This is a genomic window from Streptomyces sp. NPDC048290 (assembly GCF_040652095.1).
Classification (GTDB): Bacteria; Actinomycetota; Actinomycetes; order Streptomycetales; family Streptomycetaceae; genus Streptomyces.
Window position 1 is genome coordinate 1 of sequence record NZ_JBEZLM010000055.1, and the last position, 15,355, is coordinate 15,355.

Here is a 15,355-nt window from a genome sequence, read left to right on the forward strand (position 1 = left end):
CGCGACGACATCCACGAAGCCTTCCTCAGCCTCGCCTGCAGCATCATCTGCTGGCGCAGGCTGAGAGCCCTCACACTTTGATAGGAGTTCTTAGAGCATTCGAACCGAAGCAGCCGCCACGGCCGACCGACCTTTGTCTGCGTGCGCCACCTGGAGCGCGATCCGCTGCCGCTGGGCTGGCAGACACGGTGGGACGTTGCAACGACTCACCAAGGACATCGGGTGGAGGCCACCCGGGGTAGGTGATCCAGCGGTCAACTCGGTCAACTTCACGGCACTTTGCGAGATCCTGGTGTCGGAGACGCCTCCCGCCTGGTGTGGTGATGGGCGAAGACTGCAGTGGAGAGGACAATCGATGTCGACGGCAGCCAGGGAACCCAACATGGTGCTGGCCGGTTGTCTGGAAGATCTTGGCTGGAGCCCGAAGGTGCTGGCTCGAAAGTTGAACCGCGCCTTCGGAGTGGGGACTGTTGCCGAGTCCGCGCCGTACCACTGGCGTGACGCCGGGCGTGTCCCACGGGCGCCGCTCCCAGCCATGGCTGCCTATGTGCTGTCGCAGGAACTCGGCCGAATTGTGTCAGTGGAGCATTTATGGCAAGGCAAGGCGTCTGACGCACCGATGCTCGCGTCAGCTGTATGCAACTTCCAACATCCATGGGGCTACCAAGAGTTGCGTCAGATTCTGGAGGACTGGGTGCTTGGAGGACTAGTCGATCGCCGACAATTCCTTGCCATTTCAGGCGCTAGCCTGCTTGCGGCAGTTTCTCAATATCTAGAAGGAGAGTTGAGTCAGGAGAGCCGCCGCTCACACGCGGTAGATCAAGTGTCCATCGATCCGCTCGTCTCTCAGGTCGAACACAATCTGCCCCTTCTGCAGATGCTTGATGATGAGCACGGTGGCGCACGACATCTACCTTATGTGGGGGCCCAGTTCCGGTCCGTAGCTCTTCTAATTCGAGACGGCGGGCACTCCGAACTCTCGACCGTGTGCCTGATTCGTGCGCTGGCTGAGATTGGGCAGCTTGCTGGATGGATGGCTTTCGATGCAGCTCAACATGGGTTGGCGCAGCGGTACTTCATAACAGCCTTGCGTGCCGCACATCATGTGAACGATCGCTCCCTATGTGCGCATATCCTGGCAGACATGGCTTTCCAAGCGGCCTCCCGGCAGCATCCTGCTGATGCCGTCTCACTTGGTGAGGCTGCATACAGGGCAAGCGAAAGCGGACCCGTCGCGGTTCGCGCCTCAGTCCTCTCTCGCTTGGCACATGCCTATGCATCGTCCGGCGAAGTCTCAGATTTCGAGCGAACCAGTGGTCTTGCAAGAGATCTCCTCGAGCAACGTCGCGACGTCAGCGACGAGCCTCGGTGGATGTACTTCCTCACCTCCAATCACCTTGAGTGCCAAGCAGGGTATTCGCTGATCAACTTGGGGCGTACTACTGCCCCGGCCGGCGGTCGGGCGGCTGGACGGCGGCTCGTGCGGCGTGGAGAGGAACTCCTGGAATCGGGCGCTCACGCTGTATCGAAGGGAGATCCGAGCCAGCGCAGGGCCCTGTTCGAGGGAGCCTGGCTCGCATTGGGTTACAGCGCCTCCGGCGACCTGGAACGCGCCTGCGATATCGGGCGGACCGCAGCGGCACGGCTCGAAACGGTGCGCTCCCCCCGCAGCACGGCCCTGCTGCAGCAGCTGGCCGAGGAGATGCGACTGAGGCGTAAGAACGTACACGTCAACAGCTTTCTCCCAGAACTGGAGGAGGCATTGACCAAACATGCCGGTCCATCCTCTGCTCGACCGGCTACGGTCGGACCATGACCACAGACGAGACGATCGTCGTTGTCGGCGGAGGAGTTTCTGGCCTCACGACGGGCATAGCGTTACTTGAGGCAGGGTTGCCTGTGCGGTTGTTGGCCGCGGAGATCCCCGCCCGCACCTCACTGTCCGCCGGCGCGATGTGGGGCCCCTACTTGGTAGAGCCATGGCCGAGGGCACGGGGCTGGAGTCTCACGTCCTTGGAAGTCTTCCGTGAGCTGGCCGGAGACCCCCGGACCGGCGTCTGTATGGTCAGCGGGATCGAAGCGGCACGCCACCCAGCATCAGCCCCGGACTGGGGTGAGCTACTTCCGGATCTACGCCGCTGCACGACTGACGAACTGCCCCCCGGCTTTGCGGTCGGCTATCACTTCACCGTTCCGTTGATCGACATGCCTGTCTACCTGTCGTACCTCCAGAGTCGCTTCGCTGATGCGGGCGGCATGACCGAAGAGCGCATGCTCGCATCGCTCGATGAAGTCGAGCATGCCGCCGCGCTCGTGAACTGTGCTGGGTTGGGTGCTGGACCATTGGCTGGTGATGACGGCCTTCGCCCGATCAGAGGCCAGCACGTCGTCGTGGAGAACCCTGGTATCAGCGAGTTCTTCTCCGAAGACACAGGGATGTCACCCGACCTCGCCTGCATCTACCCGCACGGCGACACCGTGGTTCTTGGTGGAACTGCCATCGACGGGGACGGGACTCTGGCACCAGACAGCGTCGCTGCTGCCGGAATCCTCGCGCGGTGCGCTGCAATAGATCCGCGCCTGGCCCACGCTCGCATCATTGAAGACCGGATAGGTGCTCGACCGACACGGTACGAGGTCCGCCTCGAGCTGGACCACCGGTCGGACGGCCTCCCCCTGGTCCACAACTACGGCCATGGAGGTGCCGGGGTCACGTTGTCCTGGGGATGCGCACGAGAAGTTGCTCAGATCATGAAGGTTGCGCCTCCATCCCGCTCGACGAGGTAGCACGCCGTCGCCGGTGCATGGCCGCCACCACCTGGTCGAGCGTGACAGGAGCTTCCAACCGCTAGGAACCCCACTGTCCAGCGGCTCCACCTGGCAAGGTCGACGCCTGCGTGATCGCCGCCATGCTGGGCACCCCACCACCGACACACGAGCTGGCGAGGTGCAGCGGGTTTCGAGATGGTTGCTTTGCGCATTCTCGGGGGATTTGTGATGACCTGGAGCTGGTCATGTCGGACCTCTAGATTCGGCCAACATCTCTGCAGACCCTGCATGTTGGCGCATATCGGTGCTGATATCACGGTGGTGATTTTGCCCCGCAGCGATCAAGGATCACGCTGTGTGTCAACCGACAGTTCGAATGGAGGACGTTATGGCCCCTCAGTCGACGACCATCGAATCCGTGAAGGTCGAGTCCGACCGCACTGAAGTGCACAACCTGGCACAGATCATGTCGCGCACGCTCCCCGAGGCCGGCATGGACTGCATGACCAGCCAGCGGGTCGAGGAGGTACTGGCCGTACCTGCGCTGACAGCGCACATCTAAGTACGGGCGCACGTCCCTCTCGAGAGCCAGGGAATGGAGTACACGGTGAATAGCTGGGAAAATGTCACGCTCCTGTTTTCCGCGGGAGCACGGCAACTCAAGCCGGTGGACAAGCTCACGCTCGGAGAACTTCTGCTCGCGAACCGGCTCCCTCCTACGCTGTTCCAGGCGTACGAGGTTCCCGGCGACGGCACCTTGAAAGCCGTACCAATGTCCCTGGCTCTCGACGAGATCCCCGAGGGGCGCAAGGTTATCCTGCAGTGCATACGCAACACGGACATCGACGCGCTGCGGCCCACTGAGATAGAGACGGTGCATCACAGCCAAGAGCCCGTCGCGGCGATGTTCGACTTCCAGTACGCCGACGAATCGAAGAACCCCACGCACCGAGTGCACCTGATCGACGCCGCCGGGATACAGGACATCGTCTTCGGGAAGATCTCAGACTTTCTCACCGAGCAGGGCACCGAACTCCCCTTGGTTGCCGGCATCTCCGGTGGCGGCGACAGCAACACCCTGGTTCAAGGCGTCCATCGCTACGTGACCTCACACGATCTGGACGCCTCCAAGGTCACATGCTTCACCCTCGTCATGTCCCCAATCTGGCCCGACTCCGCAGCCGACAGGGCCCGCGCTCTGTGCTCGGAGGCCGGGTTCGACCACCGTGTCCTCTACCCCAGGGACATGGCTGAACTGCTCGGGATGAACGAGTCCCCTGAGCGTCTGTGGGAAGAGCTCTCCGACCGCTACACCGCTGACCTGGCCCACTTCTTCGGCACCTTCTTCATCAACCTTGCAGGCCGGGCGATCTGCGATCAGGTGGAAGGAAGGAATCTCCTCGTCGGCTACAACCGCGAAGACGTGATGGCGGAGCTGCTGTTCTGCCTCATGAACGGCCGTCGCCCCATGCCCTTCCCGAAACGGAGGACTGGCGGAACCGATGTGCTGATGCCGGTCTGGGACGTTCCGAAGAACATGCTGGACTCGTGCTACCCGCACTTCAGTGAGATCAACTACACCGAGCGCGTGGATTCCTCCGCGGTACGGCGCTCATCGATCTACTACATGTCGCACGCCCTGGACGCGCTGGTCCCGCAAATGTCGACGTCCCTGCTGAAGGGCGCAGCCAAGCTGATGGACGAGCTCGGCGGCTGGCAGGAGCTGAGCCCGGTCGACGGGACGCCCTTGATGCACACGGGGTACGGCGACCCGAAGGAGCAGGCAGAACTCCTCAACCTGCTGCAGCGGTACTTCCCGCAGTGGCATCCGGTGATGGAGCAAGCGCAGTAGGATTTCGGCGGATCCAGACGCCGCAGCACTCCACACCATCAGGAGAACCACCAGCATGGCGCAGGCCGCTCAGGCACCGTCGGGCACCAGGGACTTGTTGGCCGATGAGGTACGCCGCCGCAAGGCAGCGTTCGACACTCTCGCGCAGATTTTCGAAGGATTCGGGTTCGATCCGCTAGAGACGCCCGCTTTCGAGAACCTGGATGTCATCACCGGCAAGTACGGCGAAGAGGCGTCGAAGCTTATCTTCAAAATCCTCAAGCGCGGCATCCATGAGGCATCAGGACAGGCTGACCTCGCCCTGCGCTATGACCACACCGTGCCGCTAGCCCGTGTCATCGGCACCCACGGAGCGAAGCTGCCCACCCCGTACAAGCGGTATGCCATCGGACCGGTGTGGCGTGCCGATCGCCCACAGGAAGGGCGCTTCCGCGAGTTCGTCCAGTGCGACATCGACACAGTCGGTTCGCTGTCACCGCTCGCTGACGCAGAAGTTGTCCTCGCGCTCGCCCAGGGCCTGGATGCCCTGGGCGTGCACGACTTCACGTTCATGGTGAACTCCCGCAAGGCGCTCTACGCGCTGCTCGAGGCGTACGGTATCGATACTTCTGCCGGCCCTGCCGTCCTTGCGACCCTCGACAAACTCGACAAGGTCGACGCTGCTGAAGTCGTCAAGGAACTCACCGCGGCACGCGGCTTGGACCCTGAGGTTGCAGAGGCGCTCGTGGGCGATGTTGCCGCAGAGACGAGCGACCGCGTTCGTGAGCGTCTGAGCACAACAGAGCAGGGTCAGGCAGGACTTACAGAAGTTGACCGACTTATCGAGTTGGCCACCAGTGCGGGACTCGCCCCTGAGCGCATCGTCTACACGCCTCGTATGGTTCGCGGTCTCGACTACTACACCGGCGCTATCTACGAGGTGGTCGCTGCCGGGTACCCGGGCTCCATTGCTGCCGGCGGACGCTACGACCACTTGGTCGCCACGTTGGGTGGCCCAGATACCCCCGCCTGTGGTGGCTCCATCGGCATTGAACGCATTCTTGCCATCCAGGGGTCCGAGAACACCGAGCAGCGGGGTCTCGACGTGGCGCTGACCGTCCTCGGAAACGAGGAGCACCTGATGCGACTGGCTACTGAACTCCGCAGCAAGGGCTTGCGTGTGGGCACGTACCTCGGCTCGTCGACGAAACTCGGCAAGCAACTCAAATGGGCCAATGATCAGAAGGCTCGAATTACGGTTCTTTATGGCGCTGATGAGCAGGCCGCTAGCGAAGTCACTCTGAGGGATATGCAGACCGGCGACCAGAGGCGGGTTCCTCTTGGCACGGCTGCCGCCGACGTCTGCCGAGTTCTAGAACAGTCCTAACTGCCCCGACGCCTGCCCCCTTCGCCGCAGAGGCAACCCTGCCCGCGAAGGGGCCGGTGAGGAATACACGTATGCCCACCTCGCGGTCGGCCTCATGAGGGGGGTGTTCCGCCGGGGTCCTCAGGCGGTGGTCCACTGCGATGAACGCCAGCCATTCGTGAAGGCCCCCACGTTGAGCAGCCGCACGAAACCGATGACGGTATTCACCTCAGCAGATGCCGTTTTCGCGATGTCGCGGGCATTTGTCACCCTGACTGAACGGTCAGCCTCTCGATGGACGTTCGAAGCTTCGAAATGTCTTCGAGGCTGTCGAGGATGATGTCAGCTCCCGCGGCTGCAAGTTCGTTGCCTGTGGTCTTGCCCGAGGTGACGCCGATGACCGAAGCGCCGCCTTCAAGGCCGGTGCGGACGTCCTCGAGGGAGTCTCCGATGATCACGGTGTTGGCATGCGTGAAGACCGTCTCGTATTTGGCCTGCGCACGCTTCTGTGCGATGCCGACGAGCGCGGGCCGGTGGTCGTCGTCGGAGGCGAACCCGCCGATGTCGGCATCGAGGTAGCCGTCGAGGTTGAAGGCCGTGAGCTTCAGCAGGGCGTTCGACCTCAGGTTGCCGGTGACGACCGTCGGTACCCAGTGCTCTTGCTCGTGCACGGCCTGGAGTGCGGCCTCCGCGCCGGGCATGAGAACGCCTTGGCTGCGGAGGTCTCCTGTATGGGCTGCGAGCCGTTTGGGCAGCAGTTCCACCATGCGCGGCAGCAGCTCTGGGACCGTCTCCTCCGGTACGCCGTTGTCCAGGAGCAGGGAGCGGATGGCGAGAGGCATGGTCACGCCGGTGCCGCGAGCCGGCAGACGCACGGCAGGACGGCCTACCACTTCAGCGAACGTCTCGCGGTACACCTGGCGGTCGATGTCGCCTACGTAGAGCAGCGTGCGGTCGATGTCCCAGAGGATGAGCGTCTGCTGCTCTTCGATGCCCTTCAATTCCTTGCTCCTGCTTACTGGCTGCCTCGTTGTTCGCGGGGGCGACGAGACGCGCTGCTGAGCACCGCCTCGTGACCCTCAACTGTCCCTGGTATCAGGCGTCACTACCGAAGAGTTCGGCGGTGACGTCTAATCACTACCTGCTTGTGCAAGATCGGAGTCGCTCGCCCAATCGGTCTCGATCTTCAGCGCAAGGGCAGTATGGCGAGGGTGCGCCATCGGTAGGAGCGATCTTCGCGCCTTAGTTCCACCAGCTCGACCTGTCCGATCGGCAGTGTGATGGCGGGTAGGTCACGCAGCGGCTGGATCGCCTCCCGCACCTTGTGCGCGTCCAGGGTGCGGTTGCAGTAGGCAATGCCGATATGTGGGCGCAGCACGGAGGTCGGCTTCTTCAGCGGCAGTCCGCACTGATCGCCCGTAAGCGAGAGGGCGCTGTGGAGGTTGATGAGTGGGGTCCAGGGGGCGACGCTGTAGCGGATGGCCCCGCGGGAGGCAGCCATCGGGACTGCACTGATGGTGAAGGCATCTGGAAGGCGCGCCGACGCTCGGGCACGGAGCGTGTGAAGCTGGACTTCGCTGACCTCGTTGGCTAGGCCGATCCGCCCCAGGGTCAGATGTAGCCCGTCCTCGTCGATGAGGTCGAAGCCGAGGGAAACGAGCCGTTGCTGGCAGGTTCGCGTCTGCTCGGTAAGGGCGGCGGCATCGGCGAAGGTGAGCATCCAGTAGTAGGCGCGTGTGGATGCATGCCAGCCTGGCCGGTCCCAGTGGTTGTTCATTTGATCGACGGTGTCGAAGGCCGCCCAGTCGTGTGCGGCGATGATGTGGGGGTCGTCAGTGCTGGGCGGAGGGGCAGCGGGAAACGCGGTGGGGCTGGCGGTCAAGAGCACTGGCGGCCCCTCTCGCTCGCGGCTGTCAGTCTGGGCGTGTCATCTTGGCAGATTCGGCCACGGCGCGGGTCAGCGGGGAGGAGCGCCACACGCGGAGGGCTTCCGTGTAGTTGCGTACGGCCGACAGGTCTCGCCACTGGGTGCCGCGGTCAGCGAGTTCTCCAGCGCGCTGGACCACGGATCGGATCGGTGGCCCACCGCCGGCGTCGAGTACCTGCTGCCCGAGAACCATGGCGTGCTCGACCTCAGGCCGTGCCCCTGTCAGCAGGGCGGTGGCGACATCGAGACGGACCAAGGCTTGGCTCCAGGCGGAGTCGGACTGCGCTACGAGCCCGTCGATCTGCTCGGCGTACTCAATGACTTTGGGGGTGTTGCCGAGCGCAACATGGGCGGTGGCGGCGTTGGCCAGGGTCCGGGCCAAGCTGTAGGGGGCGAAGGAGATGCACGAGGTGAGCCCGTCTGGCAGTGCATGCTGTCCGCTGAGCTCCTCTGCCCGGGCGAGGGCGCGCTGGGCGCCCGTGGCGTCCCCGAGTTTTCCCAGGGCACGGGCGCTTCCGTTGGCCAGGAGGCGAATGGCTTGGGGGTTATGAGGATTGATGTCTATGCCCGCTTCGGCCCAGGTGAGGGCATCGGCGAAGCGCCCAGCGTAGTAGGCGCTCAACGATCGAGTGCCCAGGGCCCACATCATCAGATCCTGGTCCTCGATCTCGGCCGCGAGCGCGTGGGCCTCTGTGCAGTACGCCTCCGCCAAGGTCTCGCGTCCGGCGTTCACGGCCATGTAGCCAAGGAGTCCGGAGGCCTGCGCGGCCAGCCGGAATAGGGCTTCACGCTGCCTGGGTGGCTGCTGTCCCTCCAACAACGGTTGTACGTACGTGCGCAGTTCGGTCGTGACCGACACCAGCTGGTGTGGACCTTCTTGTTCATAGCGATCCACGATGTCCGTGATCTGCTGCTCCAGTATGCACAGCGTCGCTGGATCCACATGGGACGAGGTGAGGGTGTTCAGCCGCTTGGCGATCTCTAGCGGGCTTTCCCACTCAGCTTCGACGACCGGAGCGTGTTGAACGCCGGGGCGCGGGAGAGGAGCGAGCTCTGGTGGGACGCCGAGGCCGGTAAGGAACTCGCCGATCTTGTCGATGTTGGTGAGGCGTCGGCGCCCCGCTTCGAGCATGGAGAGGAACGCCTGGCTGAGGCCGGTTAGTTGAGCAACGTCTTCCTGACGCAGAGATCCATGCTGGCGGATCAGGCGGGTTGCCTTGCTGAAGTCCCAGGATGCTAGGGCTTGTTGAACATCGGCGTTACGCCACACTCCTTCTGGAACGGAAGGAGCGGGTGGGATCAGACTGTGCGAGCGAAGGCAAGCCGAGCACAGGGTTCCTGAGTTGTACTGGCTCAGTTGGCAGCTGCACCGTTCGCAGCGTCGCGGCGACTGCGCAAGCACTTCTGCCTCCCCGATTGATCGCGGGCCTGCTGGCCCAACTGCCCCTGCTGAAACCGAAATCACTCCAGTGGTATCACCTGAGAAATGTGCGCACCGCGCGTTTTCCCACCACTCTGGGGTCTCCTGCATCGCGTAGCACCGACGAACCACCCGGGAACGGATCTTTCGGACCCGGTACGCGACGCTCGCGCTGCGGGACTCAGCTATCCCTGATCTCGGCCACCGGAGTCCAAGGTGCTTTCGGCCTTACACGTACAGATGGATCAGCCCTTGACGCGGATGCCCCAGCGGCATCTGACGGTGCAGCAATCGTGCCACAGCAGGCGCCGCCGCCTGGAGGCCTGTTGTGGTCGTTAGCTTCTCCGCCGTCGTGCTCCTGGGCGTGATCGTTTTCCTCCTCATGAAGAAGGCGGGCCTGAACGTCGCGCACGGCATCGTGTGCATCCTGTTCGGCTTCTTCCTGGCCAGCAGCTCTGCGGCACCGAGCATCAAAGAGGGCGTGCAGGGCGCGGTCGAGCTGATCGCAAAGATCGACTTTTAGGCCGACCGCCGGGGCACGGGCGAGATTGTTGGCTCCCCTCCCTTCACCCCCATGCCCTGGCGGTCTTTCCACCACCGGACGTGACCCGAGGACTTTCGATGATGCCGATACCCGATGTGCCTGCGCGCCGGGCGGTGAGCCTGGCCACGGCTGCGGCGCCACTGGGGACCCAACGCCTCTCACTGCCCACGCCGGACGGCAAGAGCCCAGTTCAAGCACGAGGGGAAACATCGCTCGTCGGGACTCAGCAGCTCACCCCATCCGTGGAGCACGCGAGGCGGGAGGGCCATGGGTAGGCACAGACCTGCCCTCGACCGGCATCCGGCCCGGGACGACGCCGCCCTTCGTGGGGTGATCGAGGATGCTGCGATGGGTCGCTGGGAAGGTGCTCGAGAGCTCCTTGCCTCGACGGGGGCCGACTGGGACAGGCGGATCTTCCGTCTGCAGGTCCTCGCCCGCATCGGAGTGCGACTGACGTTCGCTGACACATGGGCGCAGGCGGAGCCGCGCTCTCCGCACGCCCTGGCGCTGCTGGCCAACGTGCAGGCATTGCGGTCGATGACCGCCGGCCGGGGGCACGGCGTCAGTGAGGCGATGCGGCAGGCGTGGGATACCTGCGATGCCGCTGCTGGCGCCTTGCCGAATGACCCATCCCCTTACGTTGTCATGCTCGCGTTGACGCGCTTCCATTCGCCTCCACACGACCGCGAATGGCGCGCGACGATAAAGCAGGTGTGGCAGCAGGCAATTGAATGCGATCCCTGGAATCGGGAAGCGCACCACGAACTGCTCACCTACCTTTTCCCCTCCTGGCATGGCACGGGCGGAGAGGTATTCCACTGGGCGCAGGAGCGGTGCGCCCACACTCCGCGAGGGCTGCCGCTGCACGTGCTGCCGCTGGTCGCCCTTGCCGAAATCCACCGTCTGCGCATGGAAGTGGACGGAGATCGCTACGGGCTGACCGTTCACCCGTGGACAGACAATCCCTCGACCTCTCAGGCGTGGACGGACTGGTGGGACTGCCGGGCCCCCAAGCGGCCGCACGCCGCCTTCCACGAGGACGCCAACTACCTGGCGCACGCGTTGTCGTTCGCGGGCCGGCACTTGGAAGCCGCAGATGTCTTCGACGCCATCGGCCCGTACGCCACCGATGTGCCGTGGGGCTACTGCGGCGACGCCACGACCTTGTTCCTCCGCCACCGCGGCTGGGCGATGAAACTCGCCGAGCCCTGAGCACAAGGTCCTGCCACTGAGTTCAAACCCTTGGCACAACCCGATGAGCTGGACGCATTCACGATGGAGGAAGTACCCCCCATGCCCCTGGATATTCCGAGCACCGCACAGTCGGAAGAGGAGCGCCTCGCCGAGCTGGGCATTACCCAGACACTCGATCGCAGCATGAGCGGCAGGCAGAACTTCGCGGTCAGCTTCACGATCATCAGCATCCTGAGTGGCTGCTTGACCATGTACGCGTTCGGCATGAACACCGGCGGCCCCGCGCTGATCATGTGGGGGTGGGTGCTTGTCGGCCTGATGACCCTGTTCGTCGGCCTGGCCATGGCGGAGGTCTGCTCCTCCTACCCGACGTCGGCTGGCCTCTACTTCTGGGCCCACAAGCTGGCACCTCGCAAGTCCGCGCCTGCCTGGGCCTGGTTCACCGGCTGGTTCAACACGCTCGGGCAGGTAGCGGTCACCGCGGGCATCGACTTCGGCGCCGCCTCGTTCCTCAACGCGTACCTGAACCTCGAGTTCGGCTATGCCGCCACCCCGGGCCACACCATCACGCTGTTCGGGATCATCCTGCTGCTCCACGCCCTGGTGAACACCTTCAGAGTCCGGATCGTCGGCTTCTTCAACACCGTGTCGGTGTGGTGGCACCTGATCGGCGTCGTAGTGATCGTCGGCGCCCTCCTGACGATCCCGGACGACCACCAGTCCCCCTCGTTCGTATTCGGCGAGTTCGTCAACAACACCGGCTGGGGGTCCGCTGTATACGTCGCGCTCATCGGCCTGCTGATGGCGCAGTACACCTTCACCGGCTACGACGCCTCCGCCCACATGACCGCGGAAACCAAGAACGCCTCCGTCGAGGGACCCCGCGGGATCATCCGGTCCATCCTGGTCTCCTGGGCCGCCGGGTTCGTGCTCCTCTTCGGTCTGACCTTCGCCATCCAGTCCTACAGCGGCTCCCTGGACTCTGAGACCGGAGTTCCGCCGGCGCAGATCTTCCTGGATGCTCTCGGCGAGAGCACCGGCAAGATGATGCTGCTCATCGTCATCGGAGCCCAGCTCTTCTGCGGCATGGCCAGCGTGACCGCCAACTCGCGCATGATCTACGCCTTCTCCCGCGACGGGGCCCTGCCCTTCTCCAAGACGTGGCACAAGCTGCACCCGGGAACCCGTACGCCGACCAATGCGGTCTGGCTTGCCGCCGGCGGTGCCTTCGTCCTCGGCCTTCCCTACCTGGTGAACTCGACCGCGTACGCGGCCGTTACGTCGATCGCGACGATCGGCCTGTACATCGCGTACGTCGTCCCGACGCTGCTGCGGCTGCGTCAAGGCGACTCCTTCCGGCGCGGCCCGTGGCATCTGGGCCGCTGGTCCACCCCGATCGGCGTGATCGCCGTTGCCTGGGTTGCCGTGATCACCGTGCTCTTCATGCTGCCGCAGGCGTCCCCTGTGACCCTGGAGACGTTCAACTACGCACCCGTCGCCGTCGGCGTCGTGGTGGTCTTCGCCGGGGGATGGTGGCTCGTCTCCGCCCGTCACTGGTTCCTCAACCCTCATCACCCGAAGCACACCGCGCAGACCAACCCCGTCCCGCAGAGGGCAGCACGGTGACAGGCCGGAGACGGGACGCAGTCGATTCGGCCCGATAGCTACCCATTGGGCTCGCTGCCTGTCGACGCCCTGCCAGCGAGAAGGCAGCGAGCCCACGAACAACCTGCCTTCCTCCGCGGCAAGTTCTTGATCTATAAGGGCACGCCTTTCGCCGTGCCCCCGTCCACCACCTAGTACAGAAGGGGAAATCCGTGAGCCGCATGGACGACGACGCCTGGATGGACGAACTCACGGCAGACGTCCTCGCCGAGCGGTACGGAATCTCGGTCGAAACAGTGGAGTGGACGTCGGCAGGCAGCGAGTCCGTGAACCGACGAGTCCTGACCGCCGACGGCCGGCGGCTGCGGGTCAAGGAGTACGCCACATCGGTCGACGTGAACCTGGCGCGAGCGGCATGGGACGTGTCGGAGTTCTGCAGGGCCGCAGATCTTCCCGTGCCACGGGTCTGGCCCGACCGTGACGGTGACCTCGTCGCCGTGTCCGAGGGCAGCGCGTGGGCAGTGGTCGACGAGGTCCTTGGCCGCGTGGACACGAAAGCCATGACCATGGCCCGCGCCGAGGGCATGGGCACTGTGCTGGGGCGGATGCACCGGGTCTTGGCCGCGTACCCTTTGCCCGAGCTAGCGGTGCGCCCAGACTGGCGCACCATGTCCCCTGATGAAGGGGTGGCCGAGTGCGCGGTCGTGCTGGAGGCGGTCCGGCAGCACGAGCTTCGCGGCCCGGCGCCGCTACGTGACCGGCTCCTCGGCCGTCAGCTGGACCTCGTCGCACATACTGATCGGCTTCGTGCCGGGCTGCCTGCGGAGTTAGTGGACCAAGCCGTGCACGGGGACTTCGTCCACGCTCACGTGATCACGGCTGCCGATTCCGTTACCGGCGTCCTCAACTTCCGGAGCATAAAAGGATCTCCCGTGTGGGAGTTGGGGCGTGCTGCCTTCGATCCATTCGCCGTGGCTCGTGGAACCCACTGGCAGCAGTTCGCGGTACGGATGATTGAGGCATACCGGTCGCAGAACCCCACCCTCCCGCACACCGAAGCCTGTGCTCGGGTCGCATTGCTGGACATGCTCTACGGCTTCCACGGTGCCACCCCCGGCGACCACGCGTCGTCTGAGCAATCGCACGTCGACCTTGAGCAGTACTGGGGAGTCCGGCAGGTGGCGATACGGCGTCTACTCGCCAGCCTCGACAAGATCGAGGCGGCCCTGACGGATGTCAGTCAGGGCCGGTGAGCAATGTCCACCACCACGATGCTTGATCCCTTCGCCTTCAGCTGCGGCGACGCGGCGAGCGGTGTCGCAGATCCGGTTGACGTTGATCAATTCGGGACGAACGGCCGGGGGCGTTGTCAGTGGCTCCTGTCATTCTTCACCCCCACCCCACAACTCTGGGTACGGAAGAGATCACTCAGGGTTCGTGACGTTGTAGCGAAGAGAGGCGCCCCACAGTGAAGACGTTGCCCGCCGTGTTCCACAGCCTGCTCTCCACAGTGACCGACACCTACGAGGTCATCACCGAGCACCCCCGTTCCGACTCGCTCCGGACCTCGGTCTGGGAGCTGGAAGCCCCTGGCGGCACGAGGTGGTTCGCCAAGCAGAACGCGGGCCCTAAAATGCACCGCCGCGAGGTCGCCGCCTACGCAAAGTGGACTGCCGCCCTCGGGCCGGACCGGACTCCGACGCTGGTCGCCTCTGATGCGGAGACCCGGACGGTGCTGGTCACTGCCGTACCCGGCCAGAGTTTGGACAAGCTGCGGCTGCCGGCCGAGCAGGAGCGGAAGGCGTATCGACAGGCTGGCGCGCTGCTGGCCCGGATGCACGCTGCCGACCCCCGACCCTGCTCCTCCACGGAGGCGGAGGCCGAGTGGGAAACCGACTTGGAGAAGCTGCTGGCAGCCGCCGAGGCTTACCTCACGATCGACGACCTGAAGTTCCTCGGCGCTCTCGCCTCGAATGCCCCGGCCGGTCTGGATGCCGTGCCGGCGCACGGGGACTACAGGCCCAGGAACTGGATGTGGGACGAGCGCGAGCAGTACCTCCGCGTCATCGACTTCGAACGGACCCAGCACGAGCCCGCCGTACGCAGGGACTTGAGCCGCCTGTACTACCGGGACCTCTACCAGCGGCCTGACCTCGCTGCCGCTTTCGCCAGCGGCTACGCCCGCCCGCTCACGCACGACGAACAGCAGGCACGCATCGCGTACGGCGTGCTGGACGCGCTGGACTCCGTACGGTTCGGCACCCAGCACCACGACCTGGAGCTCGTCGACGAAGCCCACACCATGATCATGAACCTTCGGGCCGAGCACACCCGAAGCACGGCAGGGTGGTGACGCCCATGCGTCGGGAGAATCCGCGGCTCGCCAGCGACCCCGCATTCCAAGAGACCCACTTCGTCACGATCGACTTCGAGGGCACGACGCCGACGGGGGCCTCCCCGGAGCCGATCGAGGTCGCAGCCCTGGGAATCCAGCACGTGCCAGGCCAGGGTCCGGTGCGCAGCGGGTTCGAGTTCCAGTCGCTGATCCGCCCGCCCCTCCATGCGCCGGTCACCACACTCGACACGAAGCAGACCGGCATCACGGCTAGTGCTGTGACCGGATAGGTTCGCCGGGTTGGTGGTCATGGCGGTTGGATGTGGGGTGACGTCCGATCCGATCGCTGGAGGCGCGGTGGCTG

Annotated in this window: 14 protein-coding genes; 11 read left to right on the forward strand and 3 right to left on the reverse strand. The window is 64.5% G+C overall.

All coding sequences use genetic code 11. From position 1 onward, the window contains the following. The first annotated feature begins 382 nt into the window (after window positions 1-382). The 5 genes from AB0D49_RS41535 (at window position 383) to hisS (ending at window position 5,987) form a co-directional block, all read left to right on the forward strand. Entirely contained in the window at window positions 383-1,816 is a 1,434-nt protein-coding gene (locus AB0D49_RS41535; protein ID WP_362769439.1) for a carph-isopro domain-containing protein, read from the forward strand. Then, the gene (locus AB0D49_RS41540) at window positions 1,813-2,787 is read left to right on the forward strand and encodes an FAD-dependent oxidoreductase (RefSeq protein WP_362769410.1); all 975 of its coding nucleotides are present in this window, start codon (window positions 1,813-1,815) and stop codon (window positions 2,785-2,787) included. The genes AB0D49_RS41535 and AB0D49_RS41540 overlap by 4 nt, the downstream gene beginning before the upstream one ends. Window positions 2,788-3,187: 400 nt before the next feature. Beyond that, window positions 3,188-3,331, forward strand: coding sequence for a hypothetical protein (locus tag AB0D49_RS41545; RefSeq protein ID WP_362769412.1), 144 nt, complete (start codon window positions 3,188-3,190; stop codon window positions 3,329-3,331). A gap of 33 nt (window positions 3,332-3,364) precedes the next feature. Further along, the gene (locus tag AB0D49_RS41550; protein ID WP_362769415.1) at window positions 3,365-4,621 is read left to right on the forward strand and encodes a hypothetical protein; all 1,257 of its coding nucleotides are present in this window, start codon (window positions 3,365-3,367) and stop codon (window positions 4,619-4,621) included. Between the two features lie 55 nt (window positions 4,622-4,676). After that, window positions 4,677-5,987: a histidine--tRNA ligase gene (hisS, locus tag AB0D49_RS41555; RefSeq protein WP_362769417.1), complete on the forward strand. Its 1,311-nt coding sequence runs from the start codon at window positions 4,677-4,679 to the stop codon at window positions 5,985-5,987. 245 nt (window positions 5,988-6,232) lie between these two features. On the opposite strand, the gene AB0D49_RS41560 is transcribed toward hisS, so the two are convergent. From AB0D49_RS41560 to AB0D49_RS41570, 3 genes are all read right to left on the reverse strand, one after another. Next, complete coding sequence (locus AB0D49_RS41560; RefSeq protein ID WP_362769420.1) at window positions 6,233-6,967, reverse strand: haloacid dehalogenase-like hydrolase; 735 nt, start codon at window positions 6,965-6,967, stop codon at window positions 6,233-6,235. 185 nt (window positions 6,968-7,152) lie between these two features. Beyond that, window positions 7,153-7,854 (reverse strand): 2'-5' RNA ligase family protein, encoded by a 702-nt coding sequence (locus AB0D49_RS41565; RefSeq protein WP_362769423.1) that lies wholly within the window; start codon window positions 7,852-7,854, stop codon window positions 7,153-7,155. 25 nt (window positions 7,855-7,879) lie between these two features. Then, window positions 7,880-9,163: a helix-turn-helix transcriptional regulator gene (locus AB0D49_RS41570; RefSeq protein ID WP_362769426.1), complete on the reverse strand. Its 1,284-nt coding sequence runs from the start codon at window positions 9,161-9,163 to the stop codon at window positions 7,880-7,882. A gap of 478 nt (window positions 9,164-9,641) precedes the next feature. On the opposite strand from AB0D49_RS41570, the gene AB0D49_RS41575 reads away from it, so the two are divergent. From AB0D49_RS41575 to AB0D49_RS41600, 6 genes are all read left to right on the forward strand, one after another. After that, window positions 9,642-9,836 carry a hypothetical protein gene (locus tag AB0D49_RS41575; protein WP_200688470.1) on the forward strand — a complete coding sequence of 65 codons (195 nt, stop codon included), beginning with the start codon at window positions 9,642-9,644 and terminating at the stop codon, window positions 9,834-9,836. Window positions 9,837-10,187: 351 nt separating this feature from the next. Continuing rightward, window positions 10,188-11,069 carry a hypothetical protein gene (locus AB0D49_RS41580; protein ID WP_362769430.1) on the forward strand — a complete coding sequence of 294 codons (882 nt, stop codon included), beginning with the start codon at window positions 10,188-10,190 and terminating at the stop codon, window positions 11,067-11,069. An 81-nt stretch (window positions 11,070-11,150) separates the two neighbouring features. Further along, window positions 11,151-12,677 (forward strand): amino acid permease, encoded by a 1,527-nt coding sequence (locus AB0D49_RS41585; RefSeq protein WP_362769433.1) that lies wholly within the window; start codon window positions 11,151-11,153, stop codon window positions 12,675-12,677. A gap of 200 nt (window positions 12,678-12,877) precedes the next feature. Further along, complete coding sequence (locus tag AB0D49_RS41590) at window positions 12,878-13,909, forward strand: phosphotransferase (RefSeq protein WP_362769441.1); 1,032 nt, start codon at window positions 12,878-12,880, stop codon at window positions 13,907-13,909. Between the two features lie 233 nt (window positions 13,910-14,142). Next, entirely contained in the window at window positions 14,143-15,009 is an 867-nt protein-coding gene (locus AB0D49_RS41595; RefSeq protein WP_362769445.1) for an aminoglycoside phosphotransferase family protein, read from the forward strand. A gap of 5 nt (window positions 15,010-15,014) precedes the next feature. Then, on the forward strand, window positions 15,015-15,281 hold the full coding sequence (locus AB0D49_RS41600; protein WP_362769436.1) for a hypothetical protein: 267 nt from the start codon (window positions 15,015-15,017) through the stop codon (window positions 15,279-15,281). Window positions 15,282-15,355 lie beyond the last annotated feature (74 nt).